General features: G+C 58.7%; 25 protein-coding genes and 3 pseudogenes. 8 read left to right on the top strand and 20 right to left on the bottom strand.

What is annotated here, in order from left to right:
- Window positions 1–15: 15 nt before the first annotated feature.
- The 6 genes from hflC to VWZ85_RS12965 form a co-directional block, all read right to left on the bottom strand.
- Window positions 16–1,035 carry a protease modulator HflC gene (gene hflC / locus VWZ85_RS12990; protein WP_416540070.1) on the bottom strand — a complete coding sequence of 340 codons (1,020 nt, stop codon included), beginning with the start codon at window positions 1,033–1,035 and terminating at the stop codon, window positions 16–18.
- The gene (gene hflK, locus VWZ85_RS12985) at window positions 1,032–2,099 is read right to left on the bottom strand and encodes an FtsH protease activity modulator HflK (protein ID WP_416588640.1); all 1,068 of its coding nucleotides are present in this window, start codon (window positions 2,097–2,099) and stop codon (window positions 1,032–1,034) included. Before hflK ends, hflC begins: the two co-directional genes overlap by 4 nt.
- Before the next feature lie 72 nt (window positions 2,100–2,171).
- Window positions 2,172–2,663, bottom strand: coding sequence for a hypothetical protein (locus tag VWZ85_RS12980; RefSeq protein WP_340545777.1), 492 nt, complete (start codon window positions 2,661–2,663; stop codon window positions 2,172–2,174).
- A 13-nt stretch (window positions 2,664–2,676) separates the two neighbouring features.
- Window positions 2,677–3,138: a hypothetical protein gene (locus VWZ85_RS12975; protein ID WP_416542202.1), complete on the bottom strand. Its 462-nt coding sequence runs from the start codon at window positions 3,136–3,138 to the stop codon at window positions 2,677–2,679.
- Window positions 3,139–3,146: 8 nt separating this feature from the next.
- Window positions 3,147–3,533: a hypothetical protein gene (locus tag VWZ85_RS12970; RefSeq protein ID WP_416536347.1), complete on the bottom strand. Its 387-nt coding sequence runs from the start codon at window positions 3,531–3,533 to the stop codon at window positions 3,147–3,149.
- Window positions 3,534–3,572: 39 nt separating this feature from the next.
- A complete protein-coding gene (locus tag VWZ85_RS12965; protein ID WP_416536348.1) occupies window positions 3,573–3,812 on the bottom strand; it encodes a hypothetical protein in 240 nt (79 codons plus the stop codon).
- Window positions 3,813–4,186: 374 nt separating this feature from the next.
- Between VWZ85_RS12965 and VWZ85_RS12960 the strand changes: the two genes are divergently transcribed.
- The 3 genes from VWZ85_RS12960 to VWZ85_RS12950 all read left to right on the top strand — a co-directional run bounded on the left by VWZ85_RS12960 (window position 4,187) and on the right by VWZ85_RS12950 (window position 5,471).
- Complete coding sequence (locus VWZ85_RS12960; RefSeq protein WP_416595483.1) at window positions 4,187–4,603, top strand: hypothetical protein; 417 nt, start codon at window positions 4,187–4,189, stop codon at window positions 4,601–4,603.
- The gene (locus VWZ85_RS12955) at window positions 4,600–4,986 is read left to right on the top strand and encodes a hypothetical protein (RefSeq protein WP_416588636.1); all 387 of its coding nucleotides are present in this window, start codon (window positions 4,600–4,602) and stop codon (window positions 4,984–4,986) included. The genes VWZ85_RS12960 and VWZ85_RS12955 overlap by 4 nt, the downstream gene beginning before the upstream one ends.
- A 296-nt stretch (window positions 4,987–5,282) precedes the next feature.
- Window positions 5,283–5,471, top strand: coding sequence for a hypothetical protein (locus VWZ85_RS12950; protein ID WP_340545771.1), 189 nt, complete (start codon window positions 5,283–5,285; stop codon window positions 5,469–5,471).
- 65 nt (window positions 5,472–5,536) lie between these two features.
- On the opposite strand, the gene VWZ85_RS12945 is transcribed toward VWZ85_RS12950, so the two are convergent.
- On the bottom strand, window positions 5,537–6,271 hold the full coding sequence (locus tag VWZ85_RS12945; protein ID WP_416540075.1) for a Crp/Fnr family transcriptional regulator: 735 nt from the start codon (window positions 6,269–6,271) through the stop codon (window positions 5,537–5,539).
- 153 nt (window positions 6,272–6,424) lie between these two features.
- Between VWZ85_RS12945 and VWZ85_RS12940 the strand changes: the two genes are divergently transcribed.
- Entirely contained in the window at window positions 6,425–6,667 is a 243-nt protein-coding gene (locus VWZ85_RS12940) for a hypothetical protein (protein ID WP_340545769.1), read from the top strand.
- Window positions 6,668–7,493: 826 nt separating this feature from the next.
- Here VWZ85_RS12940 and VWZ85_RS12935 read toward each other — a convergent pair.
- From VWZ85_RS12935 to VWZ85_RS12925, 3 genes are all read right to left on the bottom strand, one after another.
- Window positions 7,494–8,126 carry a tyrosine-type recombinase/integrase gene (locus VWZ85_RS12935; protein ID WP_416588633.1) on the bottom strand — a complete coding sequence of 211 codons (633 nt, stop codon included), beginning with the start codon at window positions 8,124–8,126 and terminating at the stop codon, window positions 7,494–7,496.
- 555 nt (window positions 8,127–8,681) lie between these two features.
- Entirely contained in the window at window positions 8,682–9,524 is an 843-nt protein-coding gene (locus VWZ85_RS12930) for an SDR family NAD(P)-dependent oxidoreductase (RefSeq protein ID WP_416588631.1), read from the bottom strand.
- Window positions 9,525–9,561: 37 nt separating this feature from the next.
- A complete protein-coding gene (locus VWZ85_RS12925; RefSeq protein ID WP_416588630.1) occupies window positions 9,562–10,374 on the bottom strand; it encodes an SDR family oxidoreductase in 813 nt (270 codons plus the stop codon).
- 160 nt (window positions 10,375–10,534) lie between these two features.
- Here VWZ85_RS12925 and VWZ85_RS12920 point away from each other — a divergent pair, with 160 nt between their 5' ends.
- Both VWZ85_RS12920 and VWZ85_RS12915 read left to right on the top strand, forming a co-directional pair.
- Window positions 10,535–11,284: an AraC family transcriptional regulator gene (locus VWZ85_RS12920; RefSeq protein ID WP_416588629.1), complete on the top strand. Its 750-nt coding sequence runs from the start codon at window positions 10,535–10,537 to the stop codon at window positions 11,282–11,284.
- Entirely contained in the window at window positions 11,244–11,426 is a 183-nt protein-coding gene (locus VWZ85_RS12915; RefSeq protein ID WP_416588846.1) for a helix-turn-helix domain-containing protein, read from the top strand. The genes VWZ85_RS12920 and VWZ85_RS12915 overlap by 41 nt, the downstream gene beginning before the upstream one ends.
- Before the next feature lie 424 nt (window positions 11,427–11,850).
- Here VWZ85_RS12915 and VWZ85_RS12910 read toward each other — a convergent pair.
- The 3 genes and pseudogenes from VWZ85_RS12910 to VWZ85_RS12900 all read right to left on the bottom strand — a co-directional run.
- Window positions 11,851–12,381, bottom strand: a pseudogene (locus tag VWZ85_RS12910) (aldo/keto reductase); the annotation flags it as partial.
- A gap of 4 nt (window positions 12,382–12,385) precedes the next feature.
- Window positions 12,386–12,699: pseudogene (locus tag VWZ85_RS12905) on the bottom strand (aldo/keto reductase).
- Between the two features lie 77 nt (window positions 12,700–12,776).
- Window positions 12,777–13,016: a hypothetical protein gene (locus VWZ85_RS12900; protein ID WP_340546582.1), complete on the bottom strand. Its 240-nt coding sequence runs from the start codon at window positions 13,014–13,016 to the stop codon at window positions 12,777–12,779.
- A 113-nt stretch (window positions 13,017–13,129) separates the two neighbouring features.
- Here VWZ85_RS12900 and VWZ85_RS12895 point away from each other — a divergent pair, with 113 nt between their 5' ends.
- The gene (locus VWZ85_RS12895; protein WP_416588627.1) at window positions 13,130–13,987 is read left to right on the top strand and encodes a LysR family transcriptional regulator; all 858 of its coding nucleotides are present in this window, start codon (window positions 13,130–13,132) and stop codon (window positions 13,985–13,987) included.
- An 8-nt stretch (window positions 13,988–13,995) separates the two neighbouring features.
- Here VWZ85_RS12895 and VWZ85_RS12890 read toward each other — a convergent pair whose 3' ends face one another.
- From VWZ85_RS12890 to VWZ85_RS12860, 7 genes and pseudogenes are all read right to left on the bottom strand, one after another.
- Complete coding sequence (locus VWZ85_RS12890; RefSeq protein WP_416588624.1) at window positions 13,996–15,093, bottom strand: endonuclease/exonuclease/phosphatase family protein; 1,098 nt, start codon at window positions 15,091–15,093, stop codon at window positions 13,996–13,998.
- 30 nt (window positions 15,094–15,123) lie between these two features.
- A complete protein-coding gene (locus VWZ85_RS12885; RefSeq protein WP_416588622.1) occupies window positions 15,124–16,161 on the bottom strand; it encodes an NAD-dependent epimerase/dehydratase family protein in 1,038 nt (345 codons plus the stop codon).
- Window positions 16,162–16,423: 262 nt separating this feature from the next.
- Window positions 16,424–17,371, bottom strand: coding sequence for a glycosyltransferase family 4 protein (locus tag VWZ85_RS12880; protein WP_416588620.1), 948 nt, complete (start codon window positions 17,369–17,371; stop codon window positions 16,424–16,426).
- The gene (locus VWZ85_RS12875; RefSeq protein WP_416595481.1) at window positions 17,368–17,697 is read right to left on the bottom strand and encodes a hypothetical protein; all 330 of its coding nucleotides are present in this window, start codon (window positions 17,695–17,697) and stop codon (window positions 17,368–17,370) included. Before VWZ85_RS12875 ends, VWZ85_RS12880 begins: the two co-directional genes overlap by 4 nt.
- 475 nt (window positions 17,698–18,172) lie before the next feature.
- Window positions 18,173–19,090, bottom strand: coding sequence for a UbiA prenyltransferase family protein (locus VWZ85_RS12870; protein ID WP_416540084.1), 918 nt, complete (start codon window positions 19,088–19,090; stop codon window positions 18,173–18,175).
- Window positions 19,091–19,247: 157 nt separating this feature from the next.
- Window positions 19,248–19,703 (bottom strand): hypothetical protein, encoded by a 456-nt coding sequence (locus tag VWZ85_RS12865; RefSeq protein ID WP_416588856.1) that lies wholly within the window; start codon window positions 19,701–19,703, stop codon window positions 19,248–19,250.
- Window positions 19,704–19,833: 130 nt separating this feature from the next.
- Window positions 19,834–20,040: pseudogene (locus VWZ85_RS12860) on the bottom strand (MerR family transcriptional regulator); the annotation flags it as partial.
- Between the two features lie 214 nt (window positions 20,041–20,254).
- Here VWZ85_RS12860 and VWZ85_RS12855 point away from each other — a divergent pair.
- On the top strand, window positions 20,255–20,548 hold the full coding sequence (locus VWZ85_RS12855) for a transposase (protein WP_416588616.1): 294 nt from the start codon (window positions 20,255–20,257) through the stop codon (window positions 20,546–20,548).
- The last annotated feature ends 305 nt before the right edge of the window (window positions 20,549–20,853 follow it).

Here is a 20,853-nt window from a genome sequence, read left to right as displayed (position 1 = left end):
TTGTCCTCTAATACATCAGCGTTCGGCCGCGGCCGTCAGGCCGGGGGCGGGAGGAGGCGTGCTCCCAGTCGGCTCCCCGGTCTCCATTCCTCTCAGAAACCTGAAAAGTTCGCTGTCCGTTGTCAGAACCAGCGTCGTTCCCCCTGAAATCATGTCCTTGTAGGCCTGCATTGTCCGGGTGAACGCATAGAATTCGGCTGCTTGGGCGTCGGTGTTGTAGGCTTTTGCGTAGATCGCAGCCGCCGAGGCGTCAGCCACGCCGCGGATTTCCTCGACGGCGCGATACGCTTCGGACTGTATCTTGTTCAGGTCGCGCACCCGGTTGCCGCGGATCCGCGCGGCTTCGCCGTTACCTTCGGAAAGGAAACGTTCAGCGATCTGGCGGCGCTCTGAGATCATGCGGTCGTAAATCTTCGGACGCACACTCTCGTTGTAATTGATCCTCTTGAAACGGATATCGAGAAGCTCGATCCCAAAAACGCGAACCTTTTCTGAGGCGGCTGCGAAAATCTCCTGTTCAACAAGTGCACGGCCTTTCTGGATAGGAACCAGAGAACCTATGTCCTGCGCGCGCTCCTCATCGGTCAAAAGCGTGTCCCGCAGCGGGGTCCGGCCCTTCGTGGTCCGGATAATCTCTATCAGCTCGTGTTTGGCGACAGCATTGCGGGTTTCGCTGCCGAGAATATCGTCTAGACGGGATTGCGCGCTGCGCTCATCGCGCAGCCGCAGAAAATACTGCAACGGGTCGGTTATTTTCCAGCGGGCGAACAGATCGACGGATATGTAGAGCTTGTCCTTGGTGGGCATGTCAGAAGGATTGCCGTCCCACTCAAGAACCCGGCGGTCGATCCGGTTGACGTCCTGAACGATGGGCAGCTTCAGCTTTAAACCAGCCGTTATGACTGGTTCGCCCACAGGTTTACCGAATTGGGTGATAATGGCCTGCTCGACTTCGCCAACTGTGTAGAGGGAACCGGAGGCAATCACGCCGGCAGCAACCGCAATCCCTGCGAAGAGCCCCAATCTGATGTTCATGGCTGATCCTCCTGAAGCCTGTCGAGGTTCAAAAGCGGCAGGATGCTCGCAGTCGATCCGTCGACAATGATTTTTGACAGAATACTGGGCAGAACATCCTGGAGGGTTTCTATGTATATCCGCCGCCTCGTGACTTCAGGCGCCTTGACGTATTCGGCCAAAAGCGCGGTGAACCGCGCTGCGTCGCCTTCCGCCTCGTTGATGCGTTTCAGGCGATAACCGTCAGCCTCGCGGATCCGCTGATCTTTCTCGCCTTCGGCCAGCGGAATGACTTTGTTGTATTCGCGGCGCGCCTCATTGATCAGGCGCTCCTTTTCCTGCTGTGCCTGGTTGACCTCATTGAACGACGCCTGAACCGGTCCCGGCGGGTTGATGTTCTTCAGCTGGACCTGGTCGATGCTGATACCCATGGCGTATTTCGTGGACAGAGCCTGCATCTTGAGAAGCGCCTCGCTTTCGATCTCCTGACGGCCGATGGTGATGACCTCGTCAACGGTGCGGTCGCCAACAACCTCTCGCATCACGGACTCAGAGACGTAGCGCAAAGTCGCGCTTGGCTCGCGTACCTCGAACAGGAATTTCAGGGGGTCAGAGATCCGGTACTGCACCACCCATTCCACGAGCGCAGCATTCAGATCTCCCGTGACCATTTCGGTTTCGCGCCGGCCGTCTGACGGGCTCTGGAAGGGATCACTCCGGCCCGGAGTCGTGAATCCGAATTCCTGCTTCAGCTGCCGTTTCACGGGCACCAGCGTGGCAACGTCGATGCCAAGCGGGAATTTGAAATGCAGGCCAGGCGGAACCTCAGCAGTGTATCTGCCAAAACGCTGGACAACGGCGACAGAGTCGCTCGGGACTGTGTAATATGAAGACCAGGCCGCGACAGCTGCCAAGACTATCGCTCCTGCGACCAGTATGCCCTTCACAGGGGGCCGCCCATCAGGGATCAACCCGCCCAGCCGGTCGCGGCCTTGACGAAGAATTTCGTCGATATCGGGCGGATTGCGCTTCTGTCTGCTTTGCCATGGCCCGCGGTCTTCTGGGCCGCCGTTCTGGTCGGGCATATCGTTTCCTCTCCTGGTCTCTCAAACCGGCATCCGATACAGACCTTTGACGCCAAGGCGCCTGCGCGCGGCTTATTCCCTCTGTGTCGGCATTCCTTCGTTCTCCGCGGCCTGGATTGGTGAATTTTCCGTTGGCAATTCACCCGCTATAGCCGCATCCGGCGCCTCTTTGTGCGCCTGAGATGCGCCCCCGCCCGAGTAAAGGTTCCGCAGCTGAGTTTCGGAGACCCCGTCGGCCACCATCACCAGCCGGACCATCGGGTCAGAAAGCATTTCTTCCAGGAAATATTCGGCCAGTTCTTTTCCGGTGAGCTTGTCCTTTGCCAGGGCGTCATCGAGGTCGGCCAGCGAAACGGTCAAGGTTCTCGCCAGCCCGGGGTGGAATTCCCTGGGATGCAACTTCACGGCGACAGAAGCTCTCCAAGTCTCAGGCTGCAGGCTGTCGGGAGGTGAACACAGTTCCGTTTCAATGTCATATTCTCCGGCAGGGAGCGTTTCGCTGAAGCCCGGAACGTTGAAAGGCCGGGCAAAGACCGCAATGGATTTTCTAACTGCCTCGTTCATGGGTGGGGTCCTCTCATCGAAGCGACAATCGGGCCAAGGCTGCGGCTACTGACGCAGTGCCCTTGTCGTGGTAGTCCCCGTGGAAAACACCGTCCACCTTGACCTCCCAGATTCCATTCCTCTTCCGGGCACGAACGCGCTCCGCCTTCGCAGTTGGACGATAGGGGTGTGTCGAAATTTGGATATCTTCCGGCTTGTGCAGTGGCTTATCGAGCACGCTGGAGCTTGCGGCCTTTGGCAAATGCGGTTCTCCAAGAGCCATTACGGTGCGAATGAATTCCTCTGCATAATCATCCGCGTTTCGGTGGTCATGCTCATGCCTCACCATGGCCATTGGCTCAACAAAACGCTTCTTAAGGTGTTCAAGGAAGCGCGGTTCCGTGCGGGACATGTAAGCAATGAGCGACTGGAGAATCCGTTCATGGGCCAGAACGCGCCGTTCAAGATCTGTCATTTCAGGCAGAGATGGTAACATGGCACTGTTCATCCTTCATTGATCGTGTTTTCCGGGCGCTCCGACGACTTTTCGACGTCAAGGGCTGCAAGACAGGCCTGCGCAATGTCCCGGTCCGGAAACTCGGTTCCCGGGACCGTCGCCCAACCGGCTTTCATGAGGGCATCCCGCTGCCGGTAGGTAGCAACGGCCCTGATCGCTGCCAGCTTTGCGTCGCGTTCCGCATCGGTTCGGGCCATGTCCAGACAGACCGGGACCAAAGCCGTGACTACATTGTTGCGGGACATGGTCACGGCCATGCCGTGTGACGTTCCGCCGGTCACCCAGCCGCCCCAGGTAAATCCGCCGATGCCTAATAATGCGCCACCTATCACGGCGCCGTAGAGGCCGGGTTTAAGCCATTCGGGAGTGTACATTGTGAATCCTCCAGCGGGGAAAGCGCCGCCTCGCTATCTTCAAGTGTTGCGTTTCGGGTCTTGGCCGAGCGCTGCTTCCAGGTCGGTCCAGGTAGTTGGCCGCAACTCTGTCCGGCCCGGTAAACGCCCCTTGCCGTGGATGGTCAGGTAAATCGCCGTTCTGCGGTAAGCCGTGAAACTCAGCCCTTCGATAAGCTCCTCCTCGACCAGCACTTCGTATTCGCCGGAAGGCAGTTCGTCCGGATATCCGGGCAAGGTAAAAGGCTGCGGGAAAGTCATGGTGGATCTGATTGATCGCAAGGCCATCACCGGTCTCCGCGATATGTGCATGTCTGCCGCGCTGCCTTGGCTGCAGCATCCCGGTTGCCGAGAGGCAGCCAAACTTTGCGGCCCTCCTACATTACCCCGGAACCGGGCGGTGCGTGCTGACCCATGTTAGCGCCGCTGGGGTCCTGACCGCTCTGGCATACGCGGACCCAAACCTTCGGCTAGACTTCAGAGGACTGGAGACCGGCTGATCTGCGTCAGCGCGTGCGTCGGGCAATGCGGGTATGATCGGAGTTATCCGAAGCTTGTTACCCGGCAAGCGGCAGCCCGTTTCTTCGGGAACAGCCGCTTCCCGATCCGAACACCAAAAAAGGGAGGATATGCCGATGCCAGCCGCTGGCATTCTTCAACCCCACAGCCCTGAGTTTGACCGCTTTTTGCAAGCCTTCGTTGGCGAGGACCGGAATGGCAATGCAGTTACGGTTCTATCGGCCCTCGCGCGGCTTGAGCTCGAACCTTGGGAGGAGGCAGCCGCGCTTGCCGCGTTGGAGAAAGAGGTCGCAGGCTCGCGACTGGAGATGCTGCTGTCGCAATGCCGCGACGTGCCCGCACTCAAGCAGGATAGCGGAACGCTCGCGCGGAAACTGACCCGGCTTCTCCCCAAACGCAAGCGCTTGATGGCTGTTTCTGGCGCCGCAGAAAACGGGCCGACGAATTTGTCTGGGTTGATCTGGGCGGTACTGACGATCCTCTTTCTGATTTTGCAGTTAATACTCACAGGCACTCCGGGGACGGGCCAATGATGTCAGGCAAAACACGGGACGGCGACCGCAGTGATGGTAAGGACTATGCGGTGCTATGGGATCTGGAGGAGCGGTGCTGGACCAGCGGCGCGGACAGCGCCCGCACCGTGACTGCAAAAAATGCAGTGATGATACTTCCCTATCCGCCGGGCATTCTTCAGGGCGGGCAGATCCTGGAGCATGTGAAGAAAAACACGGGCTGGCGAGCCGTGGAAATGAAAGACCGCAGCCAAATCAGGCAAGGGGCCGTTGCTGTGCTCGCCTACCGCGTATTCGCCGAGAAGTCAGGCTTGCCAATCTATGAGGCGCTCTGCGCGTCCACATATCTGCTGGACAACGGCCGGTGGCTGCGGCTGTCACATCAGCAAACCCCCACCACCTGACGCCAGCGGGATGAACCCTCACCTTGGGGCGATATCTTTAACGCACTTCTCGGCATGTGAATCGGCTTCTGAGCTCTTCGTCCAAAGATCATCAGCCAGAAGATGCGGACCCGCCCGAAGCTAACCTGCATCAGTGCTGCGGAGCAGAGAAGATGGGTACATGGCTGCGTGCCTGCCGAATCTCCGGCGGCACTCATTTCCGAGCAGCAGAGAAGCACGGGATGCGTGCGGTTCCTCAAATGGACTGCATTGCAGTGCGTGCCCTATTCTCGGAATGTCCAAGAAAGGACAATCCAATGACACCCGAACAGACCAATGCCGCCGAGAAGATGACCTCGGTCAAAGCAGCCTGTGACAAGGCAATCGCCGGCCCCAAAAAAGACCGGGCTGTGAAGCACTACCAGGCGGCCGAGAAGGCGCACGCTGCGAAGAACCACGCCGAAACGAACAAGGAACTGGACGCGGCTAAAAAAGCGCTTTCGTGATACTCCTTTGCTTTAAATGAAGATCGGGCCGCCCCAGGTTGTTCCGGGGGGAGGGGCGGCCTTTTTCATTTCAAGAGCGGGCCGGTCTGATCCAGATACGCCGGATCGAACCCCGAAAACTCTACCAGCCCGTCATAATTGCCAAACGTTACACGGCCGTCCCGAAATGTCAGCAGGCCGCGTTCGCGAAGCTGCCGCAAGACACGGTTCACATGGACGGCGCTTAGGCCGAGCGCGTCAGCAAGATGATACTGTGTCAAAGGGCAGGCGTAGCCTTTCTTGCTCCCCATTCCGACCAGCTTCAGCCTTGCCCCCAATTCCAGCAGAAAATGCGCCATGCGTGCATCCGCAGCGCGGCGGCCAACTCCTACGAGATGCTCGACCACCATGGCTTCGTCCCGTGATGCCGCCCAGAGAATTGCTGCCGCGAGGCGAGGCGTCTTCTCGAAGGCTTCCAGAAGGTCGTCCGCAAAGACCTCTGCCGCCTGAATATCCGTGACCGGCTCGAAGCTATGGTCGGACGTGCGCAGCAGCACGCTGCGCAATCCAATAAAGTCCCCCGGTATCTGGAAATCCACGATCTGGCGGGTTCCGTCCGGCTGAAGCTTGTAGGAACATACCCAACCGGCGGCCAGAATATAAGCGGCCTGATCCGACTGCCCCTGATGCACGAGATCACGCCCCGCCAAAAAGGACCGGCGGCGCAGATGCAAACGCTTCAAGACGCCCAATTCATCTTCAGACAATGCGACGAAGACTTGCAGCTTCCGTGTAAGCGGGCTTTCTAAGATATCCGTCATCGGGGCCTCTCAAGCTGGAAAGAAACTCCAGACGCAATCGCGCACAGACTGCTTTCGGTTAGCCCAGCATACCATTTTTCTGCGAAGATGGTTGGGACAAGCGAGGCCAGTCTGCTGCGCGATGTTTTACCGTCACCGGAAGGATACAATAAAATGCTCAGCGAGAAAGACTTCTCGGGAATGGCTGCCCTCTCGATCTGCGAAGCACTGCTGCTGGCGATGAACGATCACAAGCTCCTGCCCGAGCGCGAGATCGTGGGTATCCTGCGGGACGCTGCAAAGACGCATGAAAACGCAGCTGTTACTGATGGCGAGATAGAGGCGCATCGAGCCGTAGCGGGTCTCATCAACCGGATCATTGCTGGCGGTAATTCCGTTCGGAGGCCTCCGGGATGATATACTCAATCGCAGCGTGAGAGACTTCGCCTATGCCGCTTTCGTTCAACTCGTGCAATGCACGGAGCCACCAGGCCGACCTGCAGGACATACCGGGTGGCACGGGCCGCAAAGACGGTAACGTCCAATCTGACATTGTCTGACGTCAGCGCCAATGGGACAGTGTAGCGCGATTTGATAAGAGCGGGTTTCCGGCTCATCGTAACCACCATTGAGTGGAGATGAGGCGACGCACTTCCGTATGCGAACGCCCAAGAACGTCCGTACCGAGATGGCCTTCCATGTCCTCGCCGATAAGATCAAGCGAATGATAGCCCCGATCGGGGTACGCGGGCTTCTGACTGCCATTCCGGCCTGATGGGCGGTGCTCAACTCAAGCTGCACCGCAGAAAAACGCCACAAAAGCGCGGATTCAGCCCTCTCCGGCGTATAAGACGCTAAAGTGTTCCTGGATCCGGCTGCCTCCCCAAAATCGACTGAAACATCCTCATCGTCGAGAAACCAGGCGAGTTTCCACAGACCCTCGGCTGAAGCCAGACAAATAGCTGCGGCAGAAGCCTTGGAGCAGGCTTTGTTGATTGTGAGCATTGTCGCGAAGAGCCTGATCGAACAGTAGTTATGACGCAGCCGGGCGATCTCCAGGCTCTGTCCATTACCTTTGCCGCTGACGCGATATACAAACCTGTGTTCAGCAGTGATCCGGCGGGACCACTAGCCGCTTAAATCGCCTTTGAGAGCCAGTATCCTCTCCTCCCGCTGGAGCCTTGCCTATGGCTAGACAAGTCAGAGGCAAGGCTTTGGGTATGTTTTTTAACGTCTTGGCGTCCTAGATCTCGACGCTCTCGGAAATTGACAAGGCATCTTCCAGGTCAACCCCTAAGTAACGGACTGTGCTATCCATCTTGGTATGCCCGAGAAGGAGTTGAACCGCTCGAAGGTTCCCGGTTTTGCGATAAATCTGGGCAACCTTGGTACGCCGCATCGAGTGGGTTCCATAGGCGCTTGGCTCCAAGCCAATGGATTTCACCCAATCCCGAACCAGTCGCGCGTATTGGCGTGTACCTATGTGCGGCCGATCGTGGAGCCTTCCAGGCCAAAGAAATTCAGATTTCTTCATTATTGGCATATCCAGCCAGGCCTGAAGCGAAGATCGCGTTCCTTCAGTAATTTCGAACCGAACCGGTCGACTGGTTTTGCGTTGGGTTATGGACGCGCGTTCTCTCACGTTGCCTGCTGCATAAACGTCAACAACACGCAAACGGACGAGATCACATCCTCTGAGTTTGCTGTCTATTGCCAAGTTGAAGAGTGCCAGATCACGCACCCTATCGGAGAGTTCAAGGCGAACGCGAATTGCCCAGACATGCTTGGGAAGCAAAGGACGTTTTTGGCCTATGATACGCCCTTTGTTCCAGGGAGCGTGACGCATGCGAATTGCGGGAAGGTTAGGAATTGACATAGTTGGTCCTCCGACCACCGCAACCCTCCACATCCTTGGCATTTCGCCAACGGTCTATGGATAGCATTTGAAGTCCATCCGTAGGTCAAAAGACTTCGAAGTATTCTGCGTTAGAGGGTAATAGTGCGGAAAGGTCTGCTTTGCTTCGCTGCAATGCAGCAGAGTGGCGACAGGGCAAGAAAGAAGCTCCGACTTTGCAAAGCCCGTTTCTGCGCACCTCTACCCCTGGTGCTGACTGCAGCACTGAAGGCAGCGCGCCAAGGCGGTTCAACGGCCGCTTTTCGGAAGCCGGCCAGGATATTTTGCAGCGGCAGCATCTTTTACATGACGCCCCCGCCAATGACCGCTCCGGGCTGCCTGGCGTCGTCTGGTAGAAGCGTCCTGGTGAAGTTTCGCTGCAACCCTGCCGCCGCAACGCAGCAAGTCGGTAGTGAGCCCAAAATACTTGATGCCGCGCTTCGCACGAATGTCCGTTAGGTATTTAGATGAGGAGTAAGCCTTGTTATTTGGACAACAGTTTCACTGGCTCCATTTACGGCCGCTCTTTTGGAGCGGCTATTCCAAGGCCTCGTGCGCGGCAAAGGCATCCGCATAGTCAGGATGCCAGCGTGAGAGCGCCGGGCGGTTGTTGATAATGTCGCCCACGGCCCATTCAACCCGTTTGCGGTCGAGCTCTTCGGACACATCATTGTCCGGGCAGAGAATATAGAAATCCCCGTCCGACATGCGCTTCAGCAGGTAGTCGATTGCCTCTTCGCTCGTCCACGCGGCGGCGGGTTTTTCCGACATGAACTTCTTAATCATACCAGTATAGGTAAATCCCGGCACAAACAGATGGGCGGTGATTTTCGCCTCGGCCTGTCGCAAATCGTGCGCCAGCATTTCTGTCATGACTTTCACGGCGGCTTTGCTGGTATTATAGGCAGGGTTTCCGGGCGGTGTGGTGATCCCCTGTTTTGACCCTGTGTTGATCACCACCGCCGGGCGTGCAGCTTCTATCATGCGTGGCAAGAAAGCATGCACGCCGTTCATGACACCAAAGAGATTGACCTCTAAAAGTTTGCGCCAGTTCTCTGCGTTTTTCCAACCGCCGGTCGGCAGCGCGATACCGGCATTGTTCATCAGGACTGCTACCTCTCCGAGCGCAAAGACCTGATCCGCCAAGGCAGTCATGGCGTCGGTGTCTGTGACATCTGTCGGAACCGCCTGAACGATTGCGGACGCGCCCGCCAGATCGCGCAATTCCGCCTCGGCTCGGTCCAAGGCCTCACCTGCCAGATCTACCAGCACAACCCCCAGACCGTCTTGTACCAGTCGTTGAGCTGCGACTTTGCCGACGCCGCTTGCCGCCCCGGTTACAATGGCCAAGCCGCCTTTTTCGATTGCTTCGCGGTACATGGATCATGCCCTCTTTCTATGAATGATTGGATAGCCTTCAGGGTCCCATCTTTTGCTTGAGACCACCGATGAACGTCTCGTCATCTTGTTGTTTGCGGGCATCGAGCAGCTCTTCAGCATCAGGTCCAGCGCGAAAGCGCAGGCGGCTTCCGGTCTCGTTGGCCGCATCCCAAATGACCAGCGCGACAGTTTCGGGCGCAGAAGGGTTCGCGGCCAGCTTGCCAAACAGGCGCCCCATGGCTTCAGCCATTGGCGCGTAGTCCGGCAGGTTTTCATCCATGGCGAAATCGAAAGAACTGCCCCCAAAGTTGGTTCGTACCATGCCCGGCTGGACAATACGGACCCGAATGCCAAGGGTCTCCAGCTCGTAATGCAGCGACTCCGAAAGTCCCTCAACTGCAAACTTGGTGCCGTGATAAAGCGCGCCAAGTGGAAATGTGATCTGCCCGCCAATGGACGAGATATTGATGATCGTGCCCGACCGGTTTTGACGAAAGTGGGGCAGAACCGCCTTGGTCACTTCGATCAATCCAAGCACGTTGGTGTCAAACTGACGCCGGATGCGATCCATCGAAAAGGCCTCTAACGCACCATAGGCGCCATAGCCCGCATTGTTCAGCAAAACATCAATCTGCCCGAACCGTTCGATGCCTTCGCCTACGGCCGTTGCAATTGAACCCGCATCCGTCACATCCAGTTGGGCCAGATGCACGTTTTCTAGCGCGCCGAGCTCCGGGCTATCCGTAGGGCTGCGCATCGTGGCGATGACATTCCAACCGTTTGCATGGAAATGCCGGGCGGTCGCCGCGCCAATTCCCGACGAGGCCCCGGTGATAAGAATGGTTTTCATATCTCGAATCCCTAACTTTCTGTTCATACGATAATCAACAAGGCAGGATTTTTCTTTCAGTATTCTCCAGCTTTCTTGCACAATCCTCGATAAACCGAAGTTTTGGGTAAGCGTTTGCTTTGTTCCCGTGGTAAAGTAGGTCGATCCACAGGAGGCATTCATGGGACCTCAGACGCTATTGGACTATGTTTTGGCGCAGCTTGACCACGCGGGCGTTGCGCAGGGTGTACTAACACATAAGGATGGCGGGACGGTTTTTCTCACCCACCCGGCGACCACCCAACATGACGCAAATGTCTACCGCCCGCTGTTGTGCGCGGTCCTGCAAGGTGCAAAAGAGGTTGGGACCAGCACCAGAACACTCACCGTGCGGGCCGGGCAGTCGCTGATCGTCAGCAACGCGCTGCCCGTTGTTTCAAGGATCACCGAGGCCGCGCCCGATCATCCCTATGTCGCGCTCGTATTCCCCCTTGATCTGGATCTCCTTCGCGCCCTGGCTCCGTCCTTGCCGCAGTCATCCGCCCAACGTGTGTCAGATCCGTTTTCGATTTGCCTCGCACCCACTGGTGACGACATGCAAGACGCCCTGTTGCGATACTTTCGCCAGTGCGAAACCGAAGTGGCGCGACACATGCTGGCGCCGATCACGTCGCGGGAAATCCATGCCCGCCTGCTGATCGGGCAACATGGCGGCACGCTTCAAAAACTGGTGTGGCACGAAAACACGGCCAGCCGGATCTTTGCGGCGACGCACGAAATCCGGTCAGATCTGGGCAAACCCCTTGTCGTCGGAGAGCTTGCCGCTCGTATGGGTATGAGCAGTTCGGCCTTTTTTCGAACAGTTCAAAGCAGTCACGGGCAACTCTCCGCTGCAATACCAGAAAGATCTGCGTCTGCTTCATGCCCGTAATGAGCTTCAAACCACCGGCTCAAAGGTCTCCGAGATTGCCTACGGGGTGGGATACGAAAGTTCGGCTCAGTTCTCGAGAGAATATGCCCGCAAATTCGGATGCTCCCCAAGACAGGATCGAGTTTCTGACGCTGCCGAATAAGTCGATAGGGACCAAATTCAAACGTCACAGCCCTGTAGCGAACAAAAGCCTCTCGGCCCGTCCATGTCCGAAAGCAGCCGTTGGCGCATCCGCAGCGAATGCGCACTTCGTCCGCTCCTTACCAGTTCTTGCGCCATGCAGCGAAGGTCGGGAATGCCTTATGATACGATTCCGCCCCAAGCCGGATCAGACCCCTTCTCAGTCTGCGTCAGTCGTTACAGGCCACCACACAGTGGGACTAACTGCTCAGGGTATAGAGTGGGCGTAAGTATTATCTCACCGTAGAAGGTCAAGTTTCACTTTGAGGTTGCAGTCCCCAGATTCTGCCAGAAGTCCAATCCTGACCAGTCCTGAAGGAACCCGTACGGGTAATTCGGCAGGCCCGGGGCCGACGCTCGCGTCAGGCGGGCGCTTTGTTCCTGCGTCAGCACCAGGTCGGCGCCGGCCAAATTGTCCGCAAGCTGCTTTTTCGTGCGCGCGCCGAGCAATGGGTACTGACGCAGGGGCGATCCGCCAACCAAGCCAGCGCGACGTGCGCCGGTGGACGCTCAAGATCTCGCGCGACCTGTTTCAGAGCCGCGAGGATCCGCCAAGTACGGTCGATGTTGCGTAAATCGTAGGCTTCGACGCCACGGTTGGGGTCTTCTCCCAGCCGGGTTACGCCGCTGGGCCCTGCTTTTTCATTGTATTTTCCCGTCAGCCACCCGCCACCGAGCGGCGACCACGGTGTCAGACCGACGCCTTCCTCGGCACAACAGGGCAGGACTTCCAATTCGATGGACCGGTCGAGAAGGTTGTACTGCGGTTGCAGCGCGACTGGTACCGGCAGGCGGTGCGCGCGCGCATGAGAGACAATTTTCTGAAGTTGCCAGCCAGCGATGTTAGACCATGCGACGTGATGAACTTTGCCTTCTCGAACGAAGTCGGATAGCGTCGAGAGTGTCTCGTCGATGTTTGTCTCACGGTCCTAGCCGTGAACGAAAAAAAACGTCGATGGTTTCCGTGCGCAGACGAGTGAGGCTGGCTTCGAGGGCTAACTGCAGGCCCCGGCGCGAAGCCCCAGAACTGTTCGGCGGTGGTGCAAAGCGGGCGTTGGTGGCGAGGATCATGTCCCCATACCCCTGAGGACGTCTCGCGGCCCACTTCCCGATGATTTCTTCGGAGGCACCCCCCCATAGGCGTCCGCGGTGTCGATCAGCGTTCTGCCCGAATCGGCAAAGTAATCTAGCTGACGATGGGCTTCGTCTTCCGGGGTTTCGACACCGAACGTCATGGTCCCGAGACCAAATCGCGAAACGTTCGGACCATTTCGACCAATGGGGCGCTTCTCGGCGTCTCCGAGCAAGTTTGTCATTTGGTGGATTTCCCTTGTTTTCGTGCCAGGCTTGCCTGAGTACGGCTGAGAAGCGTTGCTACGCTCGCCAGAAGGTGCCCCAGAAAAGTGCCGACCGATGCAATGGTTTCTATGCCCCAGAGCAGGGCGTGGGCACCCTTTCCGTCATGCATATCCATGAAAGCGTCCTGTGCCCTTTGTTCGGGCGAGGAGCGCGCGGCAGGAAATTCGGTCGATGTCTTGAGCGTATGGGGCACGAGTGATCTCCTTTCGGAGTTGCTGGGATTGCGGCGCTTGACCTGAAAGCAGGATAGCGAACAAGTTGGCGTCATGAAACGAAACGGTTTGAACTTCTCTTTTCGCTGGTGAAATGATGGTCGCGGATGATCCGAAAACGAACGAGACGATTGAAGGAACACTCGACTGGGAAGACTTGAACTTGTTCCTAGCAGTGGCGCGGGACGGCGGGCTGTCGGCCGCCGCGCGAACCACCGGGCGTAGCGCCGCCACGCTGGGGCGCCGGATGCTCGGGCTTGAACGCAGCCTTGGTCGGGAACTGTTCGTGCGTCACGACAGGGGCTATCGGCTGACCTGCGAAGGACAGGCGCTTCTGGGTGGACTGTCGGGAGTTGAGGCGCGGGTTGCTCGGCTGGTGCAGCGCCCCGGTAAAGACAGACTGCCACTGGTCAAGGTTTCCGCAGGCACCTGGACGACGCTGGCCTCGCTGCGGTCTTTTGGCGCCCTGACCGGATCCCCGCCGGACATCCGCCTGCGCTTTGTGTCCGCAGAACGCGTGATGGACATCGTGCATCGGGAAGTGGTCATCGGCTTCCGTAACCGGCGCCCAACGGAGGAGACTTTGGCGGGGCGCAAGCTGGCCGCTGTGGAGTTCGCGCCGTACGCCGCGCCCGGTGCACCGGAGCGCTGGATCAGAGTGGTGACCGAAACGCCCTCAGCACGCTGGGTGGCGCAAATCACTGGCGGCGATGCCGTGTGTGAAGTGAACAGCCCGCGCAATGCGCTGGACCTTGCCTTGGCCGGGCATGGGACCGCCCTGCTTCCGATCTTCATCGGCGAAGCGGAGCCGGGCTTGCGACGCGCTGGTCCTGTGGTGCCGGAGCTGACCCATGATCAGTGGCTGGTAACCCATGAAGCAGACCGCCACCTGCCCGAAGTGCGCCGCGCCATCGACCGCATGCGCCGTGTGCTCGAACGGCTGGGGGGCTGACCAGAAGCTCACTCCTCGCCTTCGAGCACCGAGAACGGTCGAGCGTCTATCCGCGCCGCCGTCACCCGCAGGTTGACCGCCTGTCCGAGGTGATCGGAGTTGCCTTCCGGATCGAGCTGCCAGAAATCCGCGACCTTTATGGCATTGCCCACAAGAAACCAGTCGTTGCGCCAAAGCTTTGGCAGCTGCCCACCAACGCGCCATGTTGCGGGGTAGACGATAGAGGTGTAGCTGACCGCGTCTCGCGTGGCTTTCAAAAGCTTCCGGTTGTCGCCTATGGCAGGCGAGGTGTTGAAGTCGCCGGCAATCACCAGTGGCTTCGGATTGCTGCGCACATCGGCGGTGAGCGCCGCGAATTCTTGCTGCCTGATGGCGTGCCGACGCTTGATCTCGTTGTAGAACGCGGCCGAGAACCAATCCTGCTCGATGATGATCTGGATCGGCATGTGGACGTTGTAGGTTGACACGACCGCGCCTTCGAGCTCGACATCGACCTTGAGCACGTAGGGCGGCGGTGGCAGTTGTAGAATGCGCCGCGCATCGGAGGTGACAATCTTATGCGCCTTGATCGGCAGGCGGCTGAGCGTCAGCAGGGTCCCGGCGGTGCGCGCTTCGTATTCCGGGAAGATCTCCGCTACGTCGGACAGATCGGTGACCGGCGGCGCGGTATCGCCAACTCGCGTCATGTGCTCCTGGAGCAGGTAGACGTCGGCATCGAGCGCACGTAGGTAAGCGAGCATAGCGTCCTTGTCGTGCGGATCGGTAAGGGTACCGTCCCGCATTTGTCCCCAGTAGTCGGTATTGAGCTGCACGACCTTGATCGGCAGCCCTTCGGAGCGGGGGGCGGGCGCGTGCCATAGCGCTGCGAAGTTAAACCCGGTGGAGGGTAGCGACACCGTGAAGGTGACAATGGCCAGCCCCGCGACGGCGGCGCGATGACGTTTCAGGAAGGGCGCGACGGCGAGAAACAGCACGGGCAGAGCGGCAAACATAAGTGGCGGCGAGACGCCGGGTATAACCCAGACCCAGGCGCGCCCGGTGAATATCTCGTGCGCCGCAGCAAGTACCAGCCAGAGACCGGCAAGGAACAAGATAAAACGGGACATGGCAGGATCTCCGATCCGAGTGGCAATGCGTCAGAAGATGACCTTGGCAAGACCAAGCGCGCCCTGCTTCCAAGGTTCGCGGCTGGTGCGACCGGTCGCGCCGCGTTGTCTGGCATTGGCGGGCCGCTGCGACTGCCACCATCGGAAGGTCCGCACGATGGCTTCGCGGTTGGACACGCGCGGGCGCAAGCCCAGCACCTCTTCGGCCCTGGTCGTGGCCACATAGGCATCGCGGCTGAGCTTGTAAATCAGACGCTTGTACACCGGTGACAAGCCGCTAACTTCCAGCGCGCGCAACACCGCGATGGCCGGGGCGACGGGCAGTGCGATGACGCGCTTGCCGTGTCCCGCCGCATCCAGCACGGCCTGAAAATCGTCGTGCAGGGTGGTGAAGTCGGTCGCAGCTACATTGAAGGCACCGTTGACTGCGGCATCTGGCAAGGTCATTACGGCTTCGACCGCATTCACGAGATCTTCCACGTCGAGCATCTGGCTACAATAGTGGCCGCCTCCGATCAACGGGAAGTGCCGCCCTTCGTCGGCCCACTCGAAGAGCATGGCAAAGTTGCCGAGACGGTGCGGCCCGAGGAAGGTTTTGGGCCGCAGGATCGGCAGAACCATGCCCTGGTCGCGGTAGCCTTCGCAGACCAACTCCGCGTCGATCTTGGCGCAATTGTAGGGATCGACACGCTGCCGGGGGTGATCTTCCGGCGTCGGCACGATGTCCGGCAGACCGTACACGGCGGAGGAGGAGATATGGATCACCCGTTCAATGCACGCGCTGTGGCAGGCCGCCATGACTACTTCGGTCCCGCCGACGGAAATGGAGCGGATGTCGGCGGGTTTGTAGCTCGGCAGGGCGGCGGCGGCATGAATGACCACATCCGCCCCGGTCACGGCGCGCGCCACGGTGACAGGGTCACGAATGTCTCCGATGATCTGCGTGCAACCGGGCGTCTCCGACATTTGGGAGAGGTCGAGGCTGGTCACATCATGACCCTCGTTCGTCAGGCGGGCAACAAGGTTGCGGCCGAGGACGCCTGCACCTCCGGTGATGGTGATTTTCATGGCGATTTCACTTTTCTGCTGATCAGTTTCTGGAGGTTGCGGGTTGAGAGAGGCTGTGCCGCTGCGTCACCGAGCGCGCCTCAATAAGGTCGACGATAAGATCTGCGTACCTGCGGACGCAGCCGTCCGCGCCATAGAGATCTTGCGCCAGTTTCGCGAGGCGCTGCCTCTCCGGCCCTGGGAAGTTCCGCAGCTTGATGAGCGCATCGGCAATTGCCTCCACGTTGCGGGGTTGGGTTAGGATGCCAAAGCCGGTCTCTACCTATGGCACCCGACCGCCGGGGAGGTCGGATCCGACCACCGGCAGGCCACACATCATCGCCTCGGCCTGAACGATACCAAAGGACTCGGCCACGGAGGTCAGTGCGAAAGTATCAATCGAAGCATAGAAGTCCCTTGTCTTACTGCGTTCCAAAGCGCCTAGGAACCGCACGCGTGGATCGCCGTCCGCGATGGCGCGCAGCTCAGCGATGTTCGATCCACCAGCAACGGTATCGTACTCGCCCCCCAGCAGAAGCCGGTCCTGAGGTGCGGCGGCGCGCAGGAAGGCACGGATGAGGTATTCGATGCCTTTGTCAGGCACGATCCGGTCCAAGAACCCAGTGTGATGCCCAGGACTATCTCGCATAACTGGCTGTCCCCCGCGCGGGTCGAGACAGGGCGCGGGAATGGAAGACCAGGCGCTTTGGGAAATGTCGTCCCACAGAAGCGAATGACGCGCCTGATCGTCGGAATTAACCACCACGTGATCCCCCCGCCGGATGGCGCTCCGAGCGGATCGGTTGACGGCGGCAATTTGCAGGCGGCTGGTCAGGCTAGGCGCAAGCCAGAGGTCGATGTGATAAGTCGAGACCAGCGGGATGTCAGGCGCAAGGGCGGCAATAGCCCCGGCCTCGAGCATCGGCAGATGCAGGTGCAGGGACTTCGAGTGCTTCCCGATACGCCGTACTAGCGGGATGAACCCCGGGCTAACCGGGCCACGGCCGATCTTGAACAGGACAGGTGCGCGAAAAACGTGCACTCCCCGCATAACCTCTTCGCGTGATAGGCGAGTGGCGGAGTCGGTCTCGTGGTCTGTGCAGACCACTGCAACGCGCCAGCCCATTGCCGCCAGTCCTTCAGCAACGACCCGCGCGGTTTCCGTCAGCCCGGACATATAGGGCGTGTAATAGTTCAGGACGACGCAGATATCGAAATGTCCGGGTTTCATGGCATTGCGGCCTTTCTGTTCGACAGGGGGAAGGGACCGCCCCGCGACAGCGCAAGGGCAGCGACCGTGGTGCCTAGGACATCCACAGAGACGATCAGCGCGCGGCTGAGCAGGGCGATGGCCATGGCGTCAACCGGCGCGAGTTGGCTGGCGAGGGTCACAGTGAGCGCACTATCCCGGCCCCCAAGGGCACCGGGCAACACGGAAAAGACGATTCCGACAATGGCGGAAAGTGCGAAGGCAGAGAGTAGAAACAGTGGCTCGGCATCCAGAACCGTGCCGAAAGCCACTAGGTGCAGCCCGGTCACGGTCCAGGCAAACGCCATTATGATCACCGTCACCACAAAGTCGCGGGGCGCGGGTATGCCCAACCGGGTAAGCATTTCCGGGAAAACTGGCCATACTGGTCTGAAAGCAGCCCAGAGCAGAAATGCCGCAGCTGGGATCGCAACGGAGAGGCTGGAGGGCGCAACTGGCTAGGCAATGAAGGCAGCAAACGCGGGCAATCCGAGCAGTGCTGCGGCGAGGCAGGCCGCAAGGGCCGTGCCGATGAAGACCCTGAGCAGGGGTAACGGTCCGACCCTTGCGCCAGAAGCCGTTGCCAAGCCCAAGCACCGGGGATCAGTCCGAGAATCGCCGCACCGGCAGCAAGGGCGAACGTTTGAGCATCCAGCCGGGCCGCCGCTAGCGCGAGATCGGCGGCATTGTCGAATACGAAGCGGACGAGCCAGAGAACGGCCAAGAGCGTGAGCGCAACTTGTACGCCCAAGAGCACTCGCGGTGCGTAACGGGTCAGGGACCTCATGACTGCTTCTCCATCGTCTCGAAGGCAAAAATGCCATTGAGAAGATCGGCGTTCTCGAAGGTTGTGGCGAGTCCGATAGCGGTTGCACAAGCAATCAAAGCGCAATGCATCGCGCGATCCGATAGCAGCAGGCGTGTCGGGTTTTCCGCTCCGCTCCCAGCCAAGGCCACCATTAGGTAGCGTAGGAACAGGTAAATGGCAAAGGGCAGGCTGACAAAGAACAACATCCTGAGATCAGCGGCGTTCACGATCCGCATTAGGGCAGCGAGAAAGCTGCCCAGTGCCGCTGCGGCGGCTATCTGCATGTAGACGTCCAGCAACGGCGCGGAGTAATGCGCCAGCACTGGACGATGTTCTGCGGAGCGCGACAAGCGCTGCATCTCTTCGCGGCGTTTTCCCACAGTCAGGAGCAGGCTACCGGAGAAAACCGTGGCGATTACCCAGGCGTCCGGCACCGCTTCGAACGCGACATATCCTGCGCAAGCCCGTAACGCGAAACCTGTCGCGACCAGAAGCATCTCCACGATAGGGACGTTCTTGAGGCGTAGACTGTAAGTCAGGTTGCAGGCGATGTAGAGGCTGACGATCGCGGAGATCAGCGGCGGCAGGGCCACTGCCAAGCCTATCATCAAGACCGCAAGCATTGTGATCAGGCCGACTGCGCCACGCGGACTGACGGCTCCAGAGGCCAGCGGACGATAGCGCTTAGTCGGGTGTAGACGATCCTTTTCCATGTCTGACAGATCGTTGATGACGTAGACCGCCCCAGAGGCGAGGCTGAACATCACCACGGCTCCGACCAATGCCAGCAGCCGGTTTGCATCACCATCAAGCAGCATCAAGGTCGGCCCGATAGGCACGGCGATCAGTGACTTGGACCAATGCGAAGGACGCATCAGCGCAACATACTCCATTATCACGCGTGGGATGGGCAGAGCGGTGGAGGGGGGTGAATGTCGTGCGTCATCGGAATTTCTCCGTAGGTGGAGGCAAGACTTGCCAGAGGGTCCGCAAGAAGAGGATCGGCCCGCTCGGCTGTGGGGCGAGAGCTTTTTCGCTTGCGGGAAACGTTCAGCTCAGAATGAGGGCTTCAAAGGTTTTGCCATGTACCCCGTCGTGCGGGTAGTCGGTGTAAATTTCGACAGCCACCCCGGCGGCACCCGAGCGATGTTCTGAAGGTTTTCGGCCGCCAAGGACCGCGTAACAAGAATCAAAGTAATTGTACTCGCCCGATAGACCCGTGGTTCGCATAGCAAAGTAGATGTCCTCGGGGACGAACAGGCGTTTTCCTTCGATGGCCGGAAGGCTGTTACCAGGGACAGTTTCCGTGTAGCAGGTGATGTCCACCCAATCGGCCTGTTCGTTCTCATAGCGGGCGGCGATATAACGGTTTGGCACACCTGCTTTCTCCAAGGTACTGGCGAAGTCGGCAACGTAGTCGGAAACGCGCGACTTGGACACGCTCGCCGAGCGCCCCCAAAGCCCAAATGCCTCCGTGACGTAATCGCTGTATTGTGCGGTCGGCATGGCTGGTAAGGACTTCGAGCTGTTCCAAAGCCTTGTAGGCGTTGCGTGCGACGCTCTCCAGAGACTCGCGTAACTGTATCTCGGCGGCACCGCCACACAGATCATGAGCGGAAGTTGGTTTCAGGTAGGACTCGATCTGAGCGACGGAAATGCCCGCCTGTCTGAGCAGCCGGATCAGGATCGCCCGGTCCACGTCCTTTCGGGGGTTCAATGCCTGCCGGTTGGCACCATCCTGCGGTTCGAGCAGACCTTTGTCCTCGTAAATACGCAGGGCCTTGCGGGTCAGCCCGTCTCGTATTGGAATTTTGTTCTGGTCAGCATAGTGGTCTTGCGGCACCTGACAGCGCCCCACCTTCCATATGAGTTTTGTCGTTGGGTATGGCACGTAACCGCACCACGTTTGACAACCAAAGGATGTCTTGGCCCCAAGGGCCAACGCAATAGCCGATCATAAAAATGTTGCGGAACTGAGCTACCCCCCCCCGAAATTCGGACACTGACATAAGCTACGATTTGCTGTCTGTTGATCTTCGACGAATTGGAGATCAGATATGTCGAAGCGGAAGAACCATTCACCTGAGTTTAAGGTCAAGGTCGCGCTTGAAGCATTGAAGGCGGAGCATACGGTCGCCGAGCTGGCCAGCCAATTTGGCGTTCATCCGACGATGATCCACGGTTGGAAACGGGCATTGCTGGAAGGTGCATCCGGTGTGTTCGAGCGTGGCAGCAAGAAAGCCCCCGCGATCAACGAAGAGCAGGTCAAAGAGCTGCATGCCAAGATTGGGAAGCTGGCCCTCGCCAACGATTTTTTGTCACGAAAGCTCAAACCGTGGATCGGCAAGTGAGGCGGAAAATGGTCGAACCAGCCAATTCTGGCTTGTCGGTCGGGAAACAGTGCAAGCTGCTGTCGATCCCGCGGTCTTCGTTCTACTAGGGGTCGGTTGCAGCTAGGGGCGAAATCGTACGCTAAGGGTTATCATGCGTCACGTGTCGGATTAACGCATCGACTTGATCCGGTGTGTAGGACAATATTTTCCCGATTTCGTGCTCAAGTTCTGACTGAATACCTTTGGATTAGTCAGTGATAATTTCTTTGAGGCGGATTGCGTTTACTTCAAATCGGCTCTGTTGCACAAAACAGGTGATTGCC

The sequence above is a fragment of the Phaeobacter sp. JH20_29 genome (genome assembly GCF_048056175.1).
Lineage (GTDB): Bacteria > Pseudomonadota > Alphaproteobacteria > Rhodobacterales > Rhodobacteraceae > Phaeobacter > Phaeobacter bryozoorum.
Note: the sequence above shows the minus strand (reverse complement) of the source record. Positions and strands in the feature narration are given on the sequence as shown.